Here is a 16,471-nt window from a genome sequence, read left to right as displayed (position 1 = left end):
CGAGTCTTGCGAGGTGCAGTGGGCATCGAGATCGAGGACAAGTTCGACGTCACCCAGGACTACACGCTGCCCGACCTGAGCGACCTGGCCGCCTCCGTCACCGGCCCGAAGAGCCACCAGCTCGTCGCTCTCTACTACGACACCCCCGACCTGCGGCTGGCCGCCCGGGGCGTCACGCTCAGGCGACGAAGAGGCGGCGACGACGCGGGCTGGCACCTCAAGCTGCCCAAGGCCAAGGGCGTGCGGCAGGAGATCCAGCTCCCGCTCACCCGCAGCACCAGGGTCGTCCCCCCGGACCTGGCCGAACTCGTCCGCGCCTACACCAGGGGCGCCGATCTCGACGTGGTCGCCGAGCTGGACACCCGCAGGAGCGTCACCGTCCTCCGCGACGGCGACGTCAAGCTGCTGGAGGTCGCCGACGACCGGGTGAAGGCCACCGACCGCCGGGAGGGCGGCCGGGTCGTGCGCTGGCGCGAGGTCGAGGCCGAGCTGCTCGACGAGAGCCGGCGGGCGCTGCTGGCCAAGGTCGGCAAGCGGCTCAGGAAAGCCGGCGCCAAGCCCTCGGCGGCCGCGAGCAAGCTCGCCAAGGTGCTCCAGCCCGCCCCGCCGCCGAGGGCGAGCTGCAAGCCGGGCTCGGCGGGCGAGGCCGTGCTCGCCTACCTCGCGGGCCAGGCGGACGCCCTCCTCGCCCAGGACCCGCGGGTGCGCCGCGCCGAGCAGGACGCCGTGCACCAGATGCGCGTGGCCTGCCGCCGGCTGCGCAGCGCGCTGAAGGCGTTCAAGACCGTGGTGACGGACACCGAGCGGGTCCAGGAGGAGCTGCGGTGGCTGGGCAACGTGCTCGGCGAGGCCCGCGACCTGGAGGTGATCCGGGACAGGTTCGGCAAGGAGCTGGCCGGGCTGCCGCCCGAGCTGATCGTCGGCCCCGTCCGGGACCGCCTCGGCGCCGACCTGCTGGCCCGCGAGCACGAGGCGTACGGGCGCATCAGGGACGCCCTCAGCGGCGAGCGCTACTACGCCCTGCTGGACTCCCTCGACGCGCTCGTCGCCGGCCCGAAGCTCGGCAAGGCCGCGGGCAAGCCGGCCCAGGACCAGCTCGTCACGATCGCGGCGCACAACTGGAGCCGGGTGACCAAGGCGTACGACACCGCCCAGGCCGTCCAGGACCCGGAACGCCGCGAGATCGCCATGCACGACGTGCGCAAGGCGGCCAAACGCGCTCGTTACACCGCCGAAGCGCTCGAACCCACCCTCGGCAAGGACATGGGCAGGCTCGCCAAGCTGGCCGAGGACATCCAGGAGATACTGGGGACGCACCAGGACGGCGTGGTCGCGCAGGAGACGCTGACGAAGGAGGCGGAGAGCGCCCGGCAGGCGGGCGAGGACACCTTCACGTACGGGCTGCTCGTCGGGATCGAGCGCGACAGCGCGGAGCGGGCGCACGCCGACTTCCCCAGGGTATGGACGGAAACCGTCAAGGCAGTGGAGAAGCTTCTATGAGCACTCTTCCGGTCATCCCGTTCGCGCGCGGCGACCTGCTGGAGATGCCCGCGGCCTACCGCGAGCTGCGGGCCGAGGAGGGCGTCGCGCGGGTGCGCACCCGCACCGGCGACGAGGTCTGGCTGGTCAGCGGCTACGAGGACGCCCGCAGGCTGTTCACCGACCCGCGCCTCGGCCGCTCGCACCCCGAGCCGGACAGGGCGGCCCGGCTGTCGGCCTCGGCGCTGCTGGGCGGCCCCCAGGGCGAGCCGGGCACCGAGAAGGCCGACCACGACCGCATGCGCCGGCTGTTCGCGCCGTCGTTCTCGGCCCGCCGGATGAAGGCGCTGGCCGGGCACGTCGGCACGCTGGTGGACGAGCGGCTCGACCACCTCGCGGGCCTCACCCCGCCGGCCGACCTGCACGCCGAGCTGTCCTTCCCGCTGCCGGTGCTGGTCATCTGCCAGCTCCTCGGCGTGCCGTACGAGGACAGGGAGTACTTCAGCGGCGTCTCGGAGCGCATGGGCGACCTGGTGGACCAGGAGCGCAGCCAGGCCGCCAGGGACGAGATGGCGGCGTACACGGCGGGCCTCATCGAGCGCAAGCGCCGCGAGCCGGCCGAGGACGTGCTGTCCGACCTGGCCGGCGAGCTGGACGACGACGGCGCGATCGCGCAGCTCGCCGGCGGGCTGCTGTTCGCCGGGCACGAGACCACGGTCAACCGCATCGACTACGGCGTGCTGCTCCTGCTCACCCACCCCGACCAGCTCGACCTGCTCAAGGCCGACCCCGGCCTGGCGCCGGGCGCGGTGGAGGAGATCCTGCGCGTGGCCGCGCCCAGCCTGCACGGCGTGCCCCGCTACGCCCAGGAGGACATCGAGGTCGGCGGCGTCACGATCCGCAAGGGCGAGGCGGTGGCGCTCATGCCCGGCGCGGCCAACCGGGACGAGCGGGTCTATCCCGATCCGGACCGGTTCGACATCCGCCGCCCGGTGACGGACCCGCACCTGGCCTTCGGCTACGGGCCGCGCTTCTGCATCGGCGCCAGCCTGGCCAGGGTGGAACTGGTGGCCGTCTTCAGCCGCCTGTTCCAGCGCCTCCCCGGGCTGCGGCTCGCGGTGCCCCTCGCCGACCTGCCGCGCAACGAGAACCGCGTCACCGAGGGCATCGCCGCGCTCCCGGTCACCTGGTGAGGCTCAGACCGGGTAGCGCTCCACGCTGACGACCTGGTCGCCGGCCCTGTGCAGCACGGCGAACGCGCCCTTGCGGAGGGTGACCTCCTTGCCGGTGAGGGCGCGGATCAGCCCGGGCAGCACCTTGCCGTGGCTGCACACGGCCGCCGGGACGGCGATCTCGCGCACCAGGACGGGGGTCTTCTGCGGGTCCTGGCTCTCCTCGCTGAGCAGCGGCTCCAGCCGGATCTCGGCCCCGTACGGCTCCAGTGTCTGCACGCAGCGCGCGCTGGGCGAGCTGACCAGCAGCTCGGGCCGGTAGGCGGGCAGCGCGGTGGCGAGGACGGCGGCCTGGGCGCGGCCGCCGGCGTCGAGCGGGCGGCGGGCGTCGTCGCCCTGCCACTCGGCGCGCGAGCCGGCCGTGGCGTGCCGGACCAGCACGAGCGGCACGGTCTCCAGCGGCGCCACGGCGAGGGCCCGCAGCAGCCCGGCGTCCCACTCGTACGTCAGCAGCTCCCTGGCCCGCTCCGGCGGCAGCCAGCGCAGCTCGTCCACCTCCTCGCCGGGTGTGAACCCGGCGTCGCCGGCCACCCGCGCGCTCCAGTAGTCGACCCGCTTGAGCCGGCCCCGGCTGATGTAGTGGACGGGCGGCAGCGCGCGGCCGAGCGTGATCGTCAGGCCGCTCTCCTCGCGCACCTCGCGCAGCGCGGCGGCGATCACGTGCTCGCCGGTCTTGAGCTTGCCTTTGGGGAACGTCCAGTCGTCGTAGGCCGGGCGGTGGACGACGGCGACCTCGGGACGGCTCGCCTCGCCCCTCCAGACCACGGCTCCGGCGGCGCGGAGCAGGTCAGTCATCAACGGTCCTCCACCGGCGGGTGCTGATGAGGTGGGTCTGCAGGTCCTCCCCGGGGTGGCGGACCCAGGAGCCGTCGGAGTTGAGCCACCACGTGCTCGTGGTGTCGGCCATGGCGAGGTCCATCAGCTCCACGAGGTACGCCTTGTGCTGCTGCGAGGTGACCTTGACCAGGGCCTCGACCCGGCGGTCGAGGTTGCGGCGCATGAGGTCGGCGCTGCCGATCCAGATCTCGGGCCGCCGGCCGAGGCCGAACTCGTAGACCCGGGAGTGCTCCAGGAAGCGCCCCAGCACCGACCGGACCCGGATGTTCTCCGACAGGTCCGGGATGCCGGGACGCAGCAGGCAGATGCCGCGCACCCACAGATCGACCGGCACCCCGGCCCGCGAGGCGCGGTAGAGGGCGTCGATGGTGGGCTCGTCCACCAGGGAGTTGGTCTTGATGCGGATGCGGGCCGGCCGCCCGGCCTGCTGGTGGGCGATCTCCCGCTCGATCCTGGCCACCAGGCCGCTGCGCATCGAGTGGGGGGCGACCAGCAGGCGGCGGTAGGCGGAGTGGTTGGAGTAGCCGGTCAGGTGGATGAACAGGTCGGTGACGTCCTCGCCGACCAGCGGGTCGGCGGTGAGCAGGCCGAAGTCCTCGTACTGGCGGGCGGTCTTGGGGTTGTAGTTGCCGGTGCCGATGTGGCAGTAGCGGCGCAGCTCGCCGGAGGGCTCCTGGCGCACGACGAGGGCCAGCTTGCAGTGGGTCTTCAGGCCGACCACGCCGTAGACGACGTGGCAGCCGGCCCGCTCCAGCTTCCTCGCCCACGAGATGTTGGCGTGCTCGTCGAAGCGGGCCTTGATCTCCACGACCACCACGACCTGCTTGCCGGCCTCGGCGGCGTCGATGAGCGCGTCGACGATGGGGGAGTCGCCGCTGGTGCGGTAGAGGGTCTGCTTGATCGCCAGCACCCTCGGGTCGGCGGCGGCCACCTCGATGAAGCGCTGCACGCTCGTGGCGAAGGAGTCGTACGGGTGGTGCAGCAGGATGTCGCGCTCGCGCAGCGTGGCGAAGATGTCGTCCTCGGCGCTGATGGCCTCGGCCGGCACGAACGGGCGGTAGCTCAGCTCGCCGCGCTCCAGGTCGGCGATGGCGTGCAGGCCCGACAGGTCGAGCGGCCCGGGCAGCCGGTAGATCTCGTGCGGGGCCAGCTCCAGCTCCTCCACGAGCGGCGCCAGCACCTCGGGCGTCATCGTCTCCTCGACCTCCAGCCGCACCGGCGGGCCGAAGCGCCGCTTGAGCAGCTCCTTCTCCAGCGCCTGCATGAGGTTCTCGGTGACGTCCTCGTCGACGTCGAGGTCCTCGTTCCTGGTGACCCGGAAGACGTGGTGCTGGAGGATCTCCATGCCCTTGAAGAGCTGGCCCAGGTGGGCCGCGATGACGTCCTCCAGCGGGACGAAGCGGTCCTTCGACGCCAGGATGAACCGGGGGAGCTGGGAGGGCACCTTGACCCGGGCGAAGACCGTGTGGTCGGTGGCCGGGTTGCGCACCAGGACGGCCAGGTTGAGGCTGAGGCCCGAGATGTACGGGAACGGGTGCGCGGGATCGACGGCCAGCGGCGTCAGCACCGGCCTGATGCGCTCCCTGAACAGCTTGCGCAGCTCGGTGCGCTCCTCGCGGTCGAGGTCGTCCCAGCGGACGATCTCGATGCCCTCGGCGGCGAGCTGCGGGCAGATCTTGTCGTGGAAGGCCGCCGCGTGCCGTTTGGCCAGCTCGTCGGCGATGCCGGCGATCCTGATCAGCTCCTCGCGGGGCTTCAGCCCGCTCTTGGTCCGCAGGAGGAGCCCGGTGGCCATGCGCCGCTTGAGCCCGGCGACGCGGACGCGGAAGAACTCGTCCAGGTTGCTCGCGAAGATCGCCAGAAAGCGCACCCGCTCCAGCAGCGGGAGAGAGGGGTCCTCGGCCAGTTCGAGCACGCGCTCGTTGAACTGGAGCCAGCTCTCCTCCCGGTTGAGGAAGCGCTCCTGCGGTAGTGGTAGGTCGTTGGCAGGATGCACCGGTTCTGCGGACATATCGCCTATATTGCCCCGTTTGATTGAACGCAACGTTAACGGGACCGCAACGCTCGTTTTAGCTGATCATCCCCCGTCTGCCTCCATCGTCACCCAGAGCGACGGATTTATTCAAGGCGTGACTCGGATTGATCTACCTGTTCGAGACGCGCCGCGCGCTCGGCGAGCTTGGCCTCGCGCTGGCGGATCCGCTCCTCCCGCTCGCGGGCCTTCTCCGCCTCCTTCAGCAGCCGCTCGCGCTCCTTCAGCTCGCGCACCCGGGCCTTCTCGGCCTCCTTGAGCTCCCGCTGGCGGATCTTCTCGGCCTCCTTGGCCTCCTTCTCCCGCGCCTTCTCCAGCTCGCGCAGCTCCTTCTCGCTGCCCGGCCGGGGCTTGGGCAGGGCGGGCACGCGCTCGCGGGTGGCGGCGCTGATGACCGGGTCGTGGTTGAGCCCGGTCAGGCCGTTCCAGGCCAGGTTGACCAGGTGGGCCGCGACCTCCTCGCGGCCCGGCTTGCGCACGTCCAGCCACCACTGGCCGGTCAGGGCGACCATCCCGACCAGCATCTGGGCGTACATCGGCGCGAGCTTGGGGTCGTAGCCCCTGGCCGCGAACTCGTCGGCCAGGACGTCCTCGACCTGGCTGGCGATCTCGCTGATCAGGCTGGCGAACGTGCCGGTGCCCGAGGCCGCGTGCGAGTCGCGCACCAGGATGCGGAAGCCCTCGCTGCTCTCCTCGATGTACTGGAGGAGGGCGAGCGCCGCGCGCTCCAGCTTGATCAGCGAGTGGGACGCGGCCAGCGCCTCGGTGATCATGGTGAGCAGCTTCTGCATCTCACGGTCGACGACCACCGCGTAGACACCCTCCTTGCCGCCGAAATGCTCGTACACGACGGGTTTGGACACCTGTGCGGTGGCCGCGATCTCCTCGATCGAGGTCCCGTCGAACCCCTTCTCGGCGAACAGCGTGCGGCTGATGTGGATCAGCTGCTCACGTCGCTCGCTGCCGGACATGCGCCTGCGCGATCGGGGTTCGGTCACAGGTTCCATAATGACGGCCACGCTCGCGTGGCCGTTCATCGCGTCGGTCGCGTCAGGCAACGCGCTTCGCCGCCAGCCGCTCCGGCGTCGGCCAGCGGACGTCGTACACCCAGCCCAGGCGCTCGAAGATCCTGATGAGGCCGGCGCTCAGGTCGATCTGGCCCTTCAGCGCCCCGTGGCGGGCGCAGGTCGGGTCGGAGTGGTGCAGGTTGTGCCACGACTCGCCGAAGGACGGGATGGCCAGCCACCACACGTTGCGGGACTTGTCGCGCACCTGGAAGTCCTCCTCGCCGAAGACGTGGCAGATGGAGTTGATGGACCAGGTCACGTGGTGCAGCAGGCCGATGCGGATCAGCGAGCCCCAGAAGAACGCGGTCGCCGCGCCCTGCCACGACCAGGTGATCAGGCCGCCGAGCAGGCCGGGCAGCAGGATGGAGGCGAGGGCGATGGGGCCGAACCACTTGTGCAGCTTCATGACGTCCGGGTCCTTGCACAGGTCCGGGGCGTACTTCTCGCGGTTGGTGCGCTCGCTCTCGAACAGCCAGCCCATGTGGGCGTAGAGCAGGCCCTTCGACATGTTCTTGAAGCCGGGCCCGAAGCGCCACGGCGAGTGCGGGTCGCCCTCCTTGTCGGAGAACTTGTGGTGCTTGCGGTGCGTGGCCACCCAGTCGAGCACGGACATCTCCAGCGAGAGGCTGCCGGCGATGCCCATGGCGATCTTCAGCCAGCGCTTGGCCTTGAACGAGCCGTGGGTGAAGTAGCGGTGCAGGCCCACGGTCACGCCGAGGCCGGAGACGACGTAGAAGACGAAGGCGATCGCGATGTCCGTCCAGCCGAGACCCCAGCCCCACGCGAACGGCACGGCCGCGGCGACCGCGACCAGAGGGAGTCCGACGACGAGGCCGAAGGTGATCAGTTCGCCGCGGGATTTCGGCTCGGGCTCGAACTCGGGCTTGGGTGCGGGGGCGGAACGCTCGGCGACCACGGTCATGGGCGACCTCCAAAGTCACGATTGATGTTGAATGTCCGGGCTACGCAACCGTAACCTACGCCATCGTAAGTAAGGAAGCCCTAAGGCTTGGATGTACGGGAGGTGACGCTCTACCCCGCAAGGTGCGTGGGAATCGCGCCTTGTGCGTTTTGGTGCGTTCTGCTATACGTCGCGGGCGTGTCACCAGGGGCGATGCGAATTACCGGCGCGGGGCGGGGCGAGGGCTCGGTATCGTAGGAATGTGTCGGACACCACGTGTCCGATCCGTCCCGGATCGTCTAATCGGCAGGACAAGTGGTTTTGGTCCACTTTGTAGGGGTTCGAGTCCTCTTCCGGGAGCTTTGAGGCCAGACCCGGGGCAGTCGTCCAGAGGTCGGGCAGGTATCCTCACGGTGTCGGGAGGGTAGCGGTGCGGTAGTCGTACAAGAGCCGTGCCAATGGCCCTGATCGTCCAGTCACAGGGAGCCTCAGTCCGTGAGTGTGCCGCGCCCGGCAGCCGTGATCGTCCTCGCCGCGGGCGAGGGCACCCGGATGAAGAGCCAGACCCCGAAAGTCCTGCACGAGCTGTGCGGCCGCGCCCTGGTCGACCACATGCTCGCCGCCGCCCGCGACCTCGGTCCCGAGCAGCTCATCGTCGTCATCGGCCACGCGCTGGAGCAGGTCGGCGGCCACCTCGCCGCCACCAGCCCCGACGCGCGCGCCGTCGTGCAGCGTGAGCAGCGCGGCACCGGCCACGCGGTCCGCACCGTGCTGGAGGAGGTGGGCACGATCTCCGGCACGGTCCTGGTCACCTACGGCGACGTGCCGCTCCTTCGCACCCAGACCCTCGCCGCGCTGCTCGACCGGCACGCCGCCGACGGCAACGCGGTCACCGTCCTGACCGCCGAGGTGCCCGACCCGACCGGTTACGGGCGCATCGTCCGCGACGAGTCCGGGGCCGTCCTGGAGATCGTCGAGGAGAAGGACGCCACGCCCGGCCAGCGCGCGATCCGGGAGATGAACTCCGGCATCTACGCCTTCGACGGCGAGCTGCTCGCCGACGCCGTCAAGCGCGTCTCCACCGACAACGCCCAGGGCGAGGAATACCTCACCGACGTGCTCGCCATCCTGCGCGGCGACGGCCACCGCGTCGGCGCCTGCACCGCCGGCGACCACGTCGAGGTCGAGGGCGTCAACGACCGCGTGCAGCTCGCCGCCGCCCGCAAGGTGCTCAACCGGCGCCTGCTGGAGCACCACATGCGCGCCGGGGTCACCATCGTCGACCCCGACAGCACCTGGATCGACGTCGGCGTGCGGATCGCGCCCGACGCCGTCATCCACCCCGGCACCCAGCTCCACGGCGAGACCGTGATCGAGGCCGGCGCCGAGGTCGGCCCCGCCACCACGCTCACCGGCACCCGCGTCGGCGAGCGGGCCGTCGTCCGCAACGCCGTCTGCGACCACGCCGACATCGGCCCCGAGGCCAGCGTCGGCCCCTACGCCTACCTGCGGCCCGGCACCGTGCTCAAGCACAAGGCCAAGGCCGGCACCTTCGTCGAGATGAAGAACGCCACCGTCGGCGAGCGCTCCAAGGTGCCGCACCTCACCTACGCCGGCGACGCCACGATCGGCGCCGACGCCAACATCGGCGCGTCCACCGTCTTCGTCAACTACGACGGGGTCAACAAGAGCCCCACCACGATCGGCGACGGCGCGTTCGTCGGCTGCGACACCATGCTCATCGCCCCGGTCACCGTCGGCGACGGCGCCTACACGGCGGCGGGCTCGGTGATCACCGACGAGGTGCCGCCGGGCGCGATCGGGGTGGCGCGGGCGCGGCAGCGCAACATCGAGAAATGGGTCTTGCGCAGGCGCGCGGGCACGAAGTCGGCCGCCGCCGCCGAACGGGCGCTGGCGGAGCGAGAGCAGCAGGAGAAACAGCAGTGACCAGCATCAAATCGCCCGGCGAGAAGAACCTCATGCTCTTCTCCGGCCGGGCCCACCCCGAGCTGGCCGAGGAGGTCGCCCAGCACGTGGGCGTCTCCCTCACCCCCACCAAACTCATCGACTTCGCCAACGGCGAGATCTACGCCCGCTACCTGGAGTCCGTCCGCGGCTGCGACGCCTTCGTGATCCAGAGCCACACCGGCCCGATCAACAAGTGGATCATGGAACAGCTGATCATGGTCGACGCGCTGAAGCGGGCCTCCGCCAAGCGCATCACCGTGGTCATGCCCTTCTACGGCTACGCCCGCCAGGACAAGAAGGGCCGCGGGCGCGAGCCGATCACCGCCCGGCTCGTCGCCGACATGTTCAAGACCGCGGGCGCCGACCGGCTCATGTCGATCGACCTGCACACCTCGCAGATCCAGGGCTTCTTCGACGGGCCGGTCGACCACCTGTTCGCCATGCCCGTCCTGGAGAGCTACCTCAAGAACAAGCTCGACCTGGAGAACACCACCGTCGTCTCGCCCGACACCGGCCGCGTGCGGCTGTCGGAGCGCTGGGCCGACACGCTCGGCACCCCGCTGGCCTTCATCCACAAGCGCCGCGACCTCGACGTGGCCAACCAGGTCAAGGTCAGCGAGGTCGTCGGCCGGGTGCGCGGGCGCACCTGCGTGCTCATCGACGACATGATCGACACCGCCGGCACCATCTGCAAGGCCGCCGACGCGCTCTACGAGCAGGGCGCCACCAACGTGATCACCGCCGCCACCCACGCGGTCTTCTCCGACCCCGCGGTCGACCGGCTGAAGAACTCGCGCATCAGCGAGGTCATCGTCACCAACACGCTGCCGCTGGCCCAGGCCGCTCGCTTCGACAAGCTGACCGTGCTGTCCATCGCCCCGCTGATCGCCCGCGCGATCACCGAGGTCTTCAACGACGGGTCGGTCACGAGCTTGTTCGAGGGCGACACGTAAGCCGATACACTTAGCAGGTTGCGCTCGTAACGCCTTCCGCTAGGGCGGGTGAGGGTGAGCGCCGACGAAACCGATCCCCGTGCATCCCTAGGAGATGTCGTGTCCGAAGTACGTATCGCCGCCGAGCCGCGCACCGTGTTCGGCAAGGGCGCCGCCCGCAAGATCCGCCGCGCCGACAAGGTGCCCGCCGTCCTCTACGGGCACGGCATCGACCCCAAGCACCTCACCCTCCCGGGCCACGAGGTCCTGCTCGCGCTCCGCACGCCCAACGTGCTCATCCACCTCAAGGGCGACGGCGTCGACGAGCTGGCGCTGCCCAAGGGCGTCCAGCGTGACCCGATCAAGGGCTTCGTCGAGCACGTCGACCTGCTGCTGGTCAAGCGCGGCGAGAAGGTGACCGTCGAGATCCCGGTCACCACCGTCGGCGAGGTCAACAGCGAGGGCCTGCTCGACCTGCAGCTCGTCGCGGTGCCGATCGAGGCCGAGGCCACCCACATCCCGACCGGCGTCGAGGTCGACGTCGAGGGCCTGGAGGTCGGCGCGGCCGTCACCGCCGGCGACCTCAAGCTGCCGCAGGGCGCCACCCTGGCCACCGACGCCGAGACGGTCGTCGTCCAGGTCATCGCCAGGCCGACCGAGGCTCCGGAGGAGGGCGAGGGCGAGGCCGCCGAGGGCGAGACGGCCGAGGCCGCCGCCGAGGGCGAGACCGCCGAGGCCCCCGCCGCCGAGTGACGACGGGTTCCCAACGTGAACGGGGCGGCCCGGTTCGAGCCGTCCCGTTCCGCTCGTGAGGGGTGCGAATGGACCGCTGGCTGATCGCCGGCCTAGGCAATCCGGGGCCCGAGTACGCGGGCAACCGGCACAACGCCGGCTTCATGGTGCTCGACGAGCTGGCCGCGCGGGCGGGCGGGCGGTTCAAGGCGCACAAGAGCCGCGCCGAGGCGTGCGAGACCCGCGCCGCCGTCCTGGCCAAGCCGCTGACGTACATGAACCTGTCCGGCGGACCGGTCAAGGCGCTGTGCGACTTCTACAAGATCCCGCCTGAGCGCCTGATCGTCGTGCACGACGAGCTCGACGTCCCCTACGGCGCGCTGCGCGCCAAGCTGGGCGGCGGCGACAACGGCCACAACGGTCTCAAGTCGATCACCAAGTCCCTCGGCACCCGCGACTACCTGCGGGTGCGCTTCGGCATCGGGCGCCCGCCCGGCCGCATGGACCCGGCCGCCTTCGTGCTGAAGGACTTCGCCACCGCCGAGCGCAAGGACCTGCCGTTCCTGGTGGACCGGGCCGCCGACGTCGTGGAGACGCTCATGACCCGCGGCCTCGAAGTAGCCCAGAACGAGTTCCACCGGGCTGATCTGAACATTTCCGGCCCTCCTCGCTGATCCCCGCATAGAGTCGTTCGCCGGTCGGCCGCCCTCCGCGCCGCTACGATCTGTGACTGTCCGTTCCAGAATGGTCACCCGGAGGAACTAGCGTTGCGCGGCCATGGTGAGGGCCTCATGACCGTCGTCGGCTCCGGTCATGTCGCTTCGTGGCGGGTGAGCCCGCGCACGCCGGCCTGGGTGCACGCCTACCGGATGAAGGCCGTGGCGGCCGATCTGTGCGGGGCGGGGCTCGGCTCGGCGGCGGCCTTCTGGGTGCGCTTCGGCGGGTTCACGCCGTACGCGCTGCCGTACCTGCTGGTCAGCCTGGCGCTGCCGGTCGTGTGGACGTGCACGGTGGCGCTGCACCGGGCGTACGAGCCGCGCATGCTCGGCGTCGGCCCCGAGGAGTTCCGCCGCGTCCTGCAGTCCGGCCTGGCCCTGACCGCCGGCACCGCGATCGGCTCCTACGCGACCAAGACCGACGTCGCCCGCGGCTACGTGGTGCTCGCGCTGCCCCTGGTCACGCTGCTCTCCCTGCTCCTGCGCCACGCCCTGCGCCGCTCGCTGCACCGCAGCAGGGCGGCCGGCGGCTGCATGCGCAAGGTGGTCGCGGTGGGGCACGCCGCCTCGGTCGCCGAGCTGGTCGAGCTGTTCCGCGCGGAGCGCCACCACGGCCTCGACGTCGTGGCGGCCTGCCTGCCCGACGGCGCTCCCGGCGGGCGCGTGGCCGGGGTGCCGGTGGCCGGCGACCTCAGCGACGTGCCGATCGTGGTCGAGCAGGTCAACGCCGACACCGTCGCCGTGCTGGCCTGCCCCGAGATGGACGGCCAGGCGCTGCGCCGGCTGGCCTGGCGGCTGGAGCGCACCTGCACCGAGCTGGTCGTCGCCCCCGCCCTGATGGACGTGGCCGGGCCGCGCACCACCATCCGGCCGGCCGCCGGGCTGCCCCTGCTGCACGTCGAGCACCCCGAGCTGACCGGGGTCCGGCAGCTGCTCAAGAACGTCTTCGACCGGCTCGTGGCCATGGCCCTGCTGGTGCTGCTGGCCCCGCTGCTGGCCGGGCTGGCGGTCGCGGTGCGCCTGACCAGCCCGGGCCCGGCGCTGTTCCGGCAGACCCGGGTGGGCCGGGGCGGGCGGCTGTTCACGATCCTGAAGTTCCGCACCATGCGGCGCGGGTCGGAGCGGCAGAAGGTCACGCTGGTGAGCGACCGCGACGGGCTGCTGTTCAAGATCCGTAACGATCCGCGGGTGACGCCGCTCGGCACCCGGATGCGCCGCCACTCGCTGGACGAGCTGCCGCAGCTCATCAACGTCGTGCTGGGCCACATGTCCCTGGTGGGGCCGCGCCCCCCGCTGCCGGAGGAGGTGGCGCGTTACGGTGACGACGTGCGCAGGCGGCTCCTGGTGCGGCCCGGACTCACGGGTCTGTGGCAGGTGAGTGGTAGATCTGACCTATCGTGGGAGGAATCCGTCCGTCTCGACCTGCGTTACGTGGAGAACTGGTCCCTCACCCTGGACCTGCAGATCCTGTGGAAGACCTGGTCGGCCGTCGCCCGCGGGCAAGGAGCATATTGATGACGATTCGCGACGACCACGCAGTCGCCGCAGACCTGGCGAACGAGGCAGGCGAGAGACTGCTCAAGGTCCGCGAGCGGATGGGGTTCGGGGACGCGGCCGCGCTGAAGGCCGAGGGCGACCGGAGCTCGCACGTCTTCCTCATGGAGTCGCTGGCCCGGCTGCGGCCCTCCGACAGCGTCCTGTCGGAGGAGGCCACCCGCGAGGAGCGGCTCGACCCGCGCCGCCTCCAGGCCGAGCGGGTGTGGATCGTCGATCCTCTTGACGGCACCCGGGAGTTCTCCGAGGAAGGGCGGGCCGACTGGGCCGTGCACGTGGCGCTGTGGGAGCGCGGCCGGCTGACGGCGGGCGCCGTGGCGCTGCCCGCGCAGGGCCGTACGCTCACCACCGCCGCGCCGCCCAAGCTGCCCCCGTTCGCCGGCGGGCGCTTCCGCATCGCGGTCAGCCGCACCAGGCCGCCGGAGTTCGTCCAGAAGCTGGCCTTCCTCCTCGGCGCCGACCTCGTGCCGATCGGCTCGGCCGGGGCCAAGATCTCCGCCGTGCTCACCGGCGAGGTCGAGGCGTACGTGCACGCCGGCGGCCAGTACGAGTGGGACTCCGCCGCGCCGGTCGCCGTGGCCCAGGCCGCGGGGGCGCACGCCAGCCGCGTCGACGGCGCGGAGCTGACCTACAACCAAGCCGACCCGTCACTACCAGATATTCTGGTTTCCCTACCGGAGCTGGCGGCATCCCTGCTCGCCGGGATTCGGGACCTGCACCGCTGAAACCGCCGGAGGAAGCTCCCATGCTCCAGCGCGACTACACCACGTCGCAGCTCGACGTACTCGAAGCCGAAGCGATCCACATCATGCGCGAGGTGGCGGCCGAGTTCGAGCGTCCGTGTCTGCTCTTCTCCGGGGGCAAGGACTCCATCGTGATGCTCCGCATCGCGGAGAAGGCGTTCTGGCCCGCGGCCATCCCGTTCCCGCTCATGCACGTCGACACGGGCCACAACTTCGACGAGGTCATCGACTTCCGCGACCGCCGCTCGGCCGAGCTGGGCGCCCGGCTGATCGTGGCCAGCGTCCAGGAGTCGATCGACCAGGGCCGGGTCGTGGAGGAGACCGGGCGGCGCGCCTCGCGCAACCGCCTGCAGACCACCACGCTGCTGGACGCCATCGAGGAGCACGAGTTCGACGCGGTCTTCGGCGGCGCCCGCCGCGACGAGGAGAAGGCGCGCGCCAAGGAGCGGGTGTTCTCCTTCCGCGACGACTTCGGCCAGTGGGACCCGAAGAACCAGCGTCCCGAGCTGTGGAACCTCTACAACGCGCGCATCCGCAAGGGCGAGCACATCCGCGTCTTCCCGCTGTCCAACTGGACCGAGCTCGACGTCTGGGACTACATCCGGCGCGAGGGCATCGAGATCCCCTCCATCTACTTCGCCCACACCCGCAAGGTGTTCGAGCGCGACGGCATGCTGCTGCCCGACTCCGAGGTGGTCCAGCGCGGCGACGACGAGCCGCTGTTCGAGGCCGTGGTGCGCTACCGCACGGTGGGCGACATGACCTGCACCGGCGCCGTGCAGTCGACGGCCGCCACGGTCGAGGAGATCATCGAGGAGATCGCGGCCACCCGGATCACCGAGCGCGGGGCCACCAGGGCCGACGACCGCTCGTCCGAGGCCGCCATGGAGGACCGCAAGCGAGAGGGCTACTTCTAATGGACATTCTCCGCTTTGCCACGGCGGGAAGCGTCGACGACGGCAAGTCCACCCTCATCGGACGCCTGCTCTTCGACTCCAAGGCGATCTTCGAGGACCAGCTCGAAGCCGTCGAGCGCACCTCGCGCGACCGGGGCACCGAGTACACCGACCTGTCGCTGCTCACCGACGGCCTGCGCGCCGAGCGGGAGCAGGGCATCACGATCGACGTCGCCTACCGGTACTTCGCCACGCCGCGCCGCAAGTTCATCATCGCCGACACCCCAGGGCACATCCAGTACACCCGCAACATGGTCACCGGCGCCTCCACGGCCGACCTGGCGATCATCCTCATCGACGCCCGCAAGGGCGTGCTGGAGCAGTCGCGGCGGCACGCGTTCCTGACCTCGCTGCTGCGCGTGCCCCACCTGGTGCTCGCCGTCAACAAGATGGACCTGGTCGACTACTCCCAGGAGCGCTTCGAGGAGATCAGGGAGGAGTTCACGGCGTTCGCGTCCAAGCTCAACGTCGCCGACCTCACCTTCATCCCGATCTCCGCGCTCAACGGCGACAACGTCGTCTCCCGCAGCGAGAACATGCCCTGGTACCTCGGCACCTCGCTGCTGCACCACCTGGAGAACGTGCACATCGCCTCCGACCGCAACCTCACCGACGTGCGCTTCCCCGTCCAGTACGTCATCCGCCCGCAGCGCGCCACCGACCACGCCTTCCACGACTACCGGGGCTACGCCGGCCAGGTCGCGGGCGGCGTGCTCAAGCCCGGCGACGAGGTCGTGCACCTGCCCTCCGGCCTGAGCACCCGCATCGCCTCCATCGACACCTACGACGGGCCGGTGGAGGAGGCGTTCCCGCCCATGTCGGTGACGCTGCGCTTCGAGGACGACCTCGACATCTCGCGCGGCGACATGATCGCGCGTCCCAACAACCAGCCGCAGGCCGCCCAGGAGCTGGAGGCGATGGTCTGCTGGATGGCCGACGGCGTGAAGCTGGGCCCGCGCTCCAAGCTGACGATCAAGCACACCACGCGCACCGCGCGGGCGCTCGTCCGCGACCTGCACTACCGGCTCGACGTCAACACCCTGCACCGCGACGAGGAGGCCACCTCGCTCGGCCTCAACGAGATCGGGCGGGTGTCGCTGCGGGTCACCCAGCCGCTCTTCGTGGACGACTACGCGCGCAACCGGCTCACCGGCGGCTTCATCCTCATCGACGAGGCCACCAACGGCACGGTCGGCGCGGGCATGGTCCTCGACGCGCGCTGACGCGACCGCCTCAGGTAGATCTTTTGGCTGTTCATTGACCTGATGATTACCGAGCGCGATAGGGTCGTCGCTGTAGGTGCTCAAAGTCCACGCTGAGCA

At 70.7% G+C, this 16,471-nt stretch carries 14 protein-coding genes and 1 tRNA gene; 11 read left to right on the top strand and 4 right to left on the bottom strand.

What is annotated here, in order from left to right; all coding sequences use genetic code 11:
• The first annotated feature begins 18 nt into the window (after positions 1-18).
• Both MF672_RS05415 and MF672_RS05410 read left to right on the top strand, forming a co-directional pair.
• On the top strand, positions 19-1,500 hold the full coding sequence (locus tag MF672_RS05415) for a CYTH and CHAD domain-containing protein (RefSeq protein WP_242376210.1): 1,482 nt from the start codon (positions 19-21) through the stop codon (positions 1,498-1,500).
• Positions 1,497-2,672, top strand: a complete 1,176-nt coding sequence (locus MF672_RS05410) for a cytochrome P450 (RefSeq protein ID WP_242376211.1) — start codon at positions 1,497-1,499, stop codon at positions 2,670-2,672. Before MF672_RS05415 ends, MF672_RS05410 begins: the two co-directional genes overlap by 4 nt.
• Before the next feature lie 3 nt (positions 2,673-2,675).
• Here the strand turns inward: MF672_RS05410 and MF672_RS05405 are convergent, their stop codons facing one another.
• From MF672_RS05405 to MF672_RS05390, 4 genes are all read right to left on the bottom strand, one after another.
• A complete protein-coding gene (locus tag MF672_RS05405; protein ID WP_242376212.1) occupies positions 2,676-3,506 on the bottom strand; it encodes an NUDIX hydrolase in 831 nt (276 codons plus the stop codon).
• Positions 3,499-5,559 carry an RNA degradosome polyphosphate kinase gene (locus MF672_RS05400; protein ID WP_242376213.1) on the bottom strand — a complete coding sequence of 687 codons (2,061 nt, stop codon included), beginning with the start codon at positions 5,557-5,559 and terminating at the stop codon, positions 3,499-3,501. Before MF672_RS05400 ends, MF672_RS05405 begins: the two co-directional genes overlap by 8 nt.
• A 107-nt stretch (positions 5,560-5,666) precedes the next feature.
• The gene (locus tag MF672_RS05395) at positions 5,667-6,587 is read right to left on the bottom strand and encodes a TetR/AcrR family transcriptional regulator (RefSeq protein WP_407654703.1); all 921 of its coding nucleotides are present in this window, start codon (positions 6,585-6,587) and stop codon (positions 5,667-5,669) included.
• 43 nt (positions 6,588-6,630) lie between these two features.
• Entirely contained in the window at positions 6,631-7,569 is a 939-nt protein-coding gene (locus tag MF672_RS05390) for an acyl-CoA desaturase (protein ID WP_242376214.1), read from the bottom strand.
• A gap of 267 nt (positions 7,570-7,836) precedes the next feature.
• Here MF672_RS05390 and MF672_RS05385 point away from each other — a divergent pair.
• From MF672_RS05385 to cysN, 9 genes are all read left to right on the top strand, one after another.
• Positions 7,837-7,908, top strand: a tRNA-Gln gene (locus MF672_RS05385).
• Positions 7,909-8,043: 135 nt separating this feature from the next.
• Entirely contained in the window at positions 8,044-9,495 is a 1,452-nt protein-coding gene (gene glmU / locus MF672_RS05380; RefSeq protein WP_242376215.1) for a bifunctional UDP-N-acetylglucosamine diphosphorylase/glucosamine-1-phosphate N-acetyltransferase GlmU, read from the top strand.
• Positions 9,492-10,469 (top strand): ribose-phosphate diphosphokinase, encoded by a 978-nt coding sequence (locus tag MF672_RS05375; RefSeq protein ID WP_302893162.1) that lies wholly within the window; start codon positions 9,492-9,494, stop codon positions 10,467-10,469. The genes glmU and MF672_RS05375 overlap by 4 nt, the downstream gene beginning before the upstream one ends.
• A 99-nt stretch (positions 10,470-10,568) precedes the next feature.
• Positions 10,569-11,201: a 50S ribosomal protein L25/general stress protein Ctc gene (locus MF672_RS05370; RefSeq protein WP_242376216.1), complete on the top strand. Its 633-nt coding sequence runs from the start codon at positions 10,569-10,571 to the stop codon at positions 11,199-11,201.
• A 68-nt stretch (positions 11,202-11,269) separates the two neighbouring features.
• Positions 11,270-11,854 (top strand): aminoacyl-tRNA hydrolase, encoded by a 585-nt coding sequence (pth, locus tag MF672_RS05365; RefSeq protein ID WP_242376217.1) that lies wholly within the window; start codon positions 11,270-11,272, stop codon positions 11,852-11,854.
• Positions 11,855-11,971: 117 nt separating this feature from the next.
• Positions 11,972-13,411 (top strand): sugar transferase, encoded by a 1,440-nt coding sequence (locus MF672_RS05360; protein ID WP_242376218.1) that lies wholly within the window; start codon positions 11,972-11,974, stop codon positions 13,409-13,411.
• The gene (locus tag MF672_RS05355; protein ID WP_242376219.1) at positions 13,411-14,175 is read left to right on the top strand and encodes a 3'(2'),5'-bisphosphate nucleotidase CysQ; all 765 of its coding nucleotides are present in this window, start codon (positions 13,411-13,413) and stop codon (positions 14,173-14,175) included. The genes MF672_RS05360 and MF672_RS05355 overlap by 1 nt, the downstream gene beginning before the upstream one ends.
• 20 nt (positions 14,176-14,195) lie before the next feature.
• Positions 14,196-15,110: a sulfate adenylyltransferase subunit CysD gene (cysD, locus tag MF672_RS05350; protein ID WP_242376220.1), complete on the top strand. Its 915-nt coding sequence runs from the start codon at positions 14,196-14,198 to the stop codon at positions 15,108-15,110.
• The gene (gene cysN, locus MF672_RS05345; RefSeq protein ID WP_242376221.1) at positions 15,110-16,372 is read left to right on the top strand and encodes a sulfate adenylyltransferase subunit CysN; all 1,263 of its coding nucleotides are present in this window, start codon (positions 15,110-15,112) and stop codon (positions 16,370-16,372) included. Before cysD ends, cysN begins: the two co-directional genes overlap by 1 nt.
• Positions 16,373-16,471 lie beyond the last annotated feature (99 nt).

It is taken from the genome of Actinomadura luzonensis, assembly GCF_022664455.2.
Lineage (GTDB): Bacteria > Actinomycetota > Actinomycetes > Streptosporangiales > Streptosporangiaceae > Nonomuraea > Nonomuraea luzonensis.
Note: the sequence above shows the minus strand (reverse complement) of the source record. Positions and strands in the feature narration are given on the sequence as shown.

Coding starts and splice junctions, on each gene's coding strand:
- MF672_RS05410 (WP_242376211.1), top strand. CDS start 1,497: ATGAGCACTCTTCCGGTCATCCCGTTCGCGCGCGGCGACCTGCTGGAG.
- cysN (WP_242376221.1), top strand. CDS start 15,110: ATGGACATTCTCCGCTTTGCCACGGCGGGAAGCGTCGACGACGGCAAG.
- MF672_RS05405 (WP_242376212.1), bottom strand. CDS start 3,506: ATGACTGACCTGCTCCGCGCCGCCGGAGCCGTGGTCTGGAGGGGCGAG.
- MF672_RS05400 (WP_242376213.1), bottom strand. CDS start 5,559: ATGTCCGCAGAACCGGTGCATCCTGCCAACGACCTACCACTACCGCAG.
- MF672_RS05395 (WP_407654703.1), bottom strand. CDS start 6,587: ATGGAACCTGTGACCGAACCCCGATCGCGCAGGCGCATGTCCGGCAGC.
- MF672_RS05390 (WP_242376214.1), bottom strand. CDS start 7,569: ATGACCGTGGTCGCCGAGCGTTCCGCCCCCGCACCCAAGCCCGAGTTC.
- cysD (WP_242376220.1), top strand. CDS start 14,196: ATGCTCCAGCGCGACTACACCACGTCGCAGCTCGACGTACTCGAAGCC.
- pth (WP_242376217.1), top strand. CDS start 11,270: ATGGACCGCTGGCTGATCGCCGGCCTAGGCAATCCGGGGCCCGAGTAC.
- MF672_RS05360 (WP_242376218.1), top strand. CDS start 11,972: ATGACCGTCGTCGGCTCCGGTCATGTCGCTTCGTGGCGGGTGAGCCCG.
- MF672_RS05355 (WP_242376219.1), top strand. CDS start 13,411: ATGACGATTCGCGACGACCACGCAGTCGCCGCAGACCTGGCGAACGAG.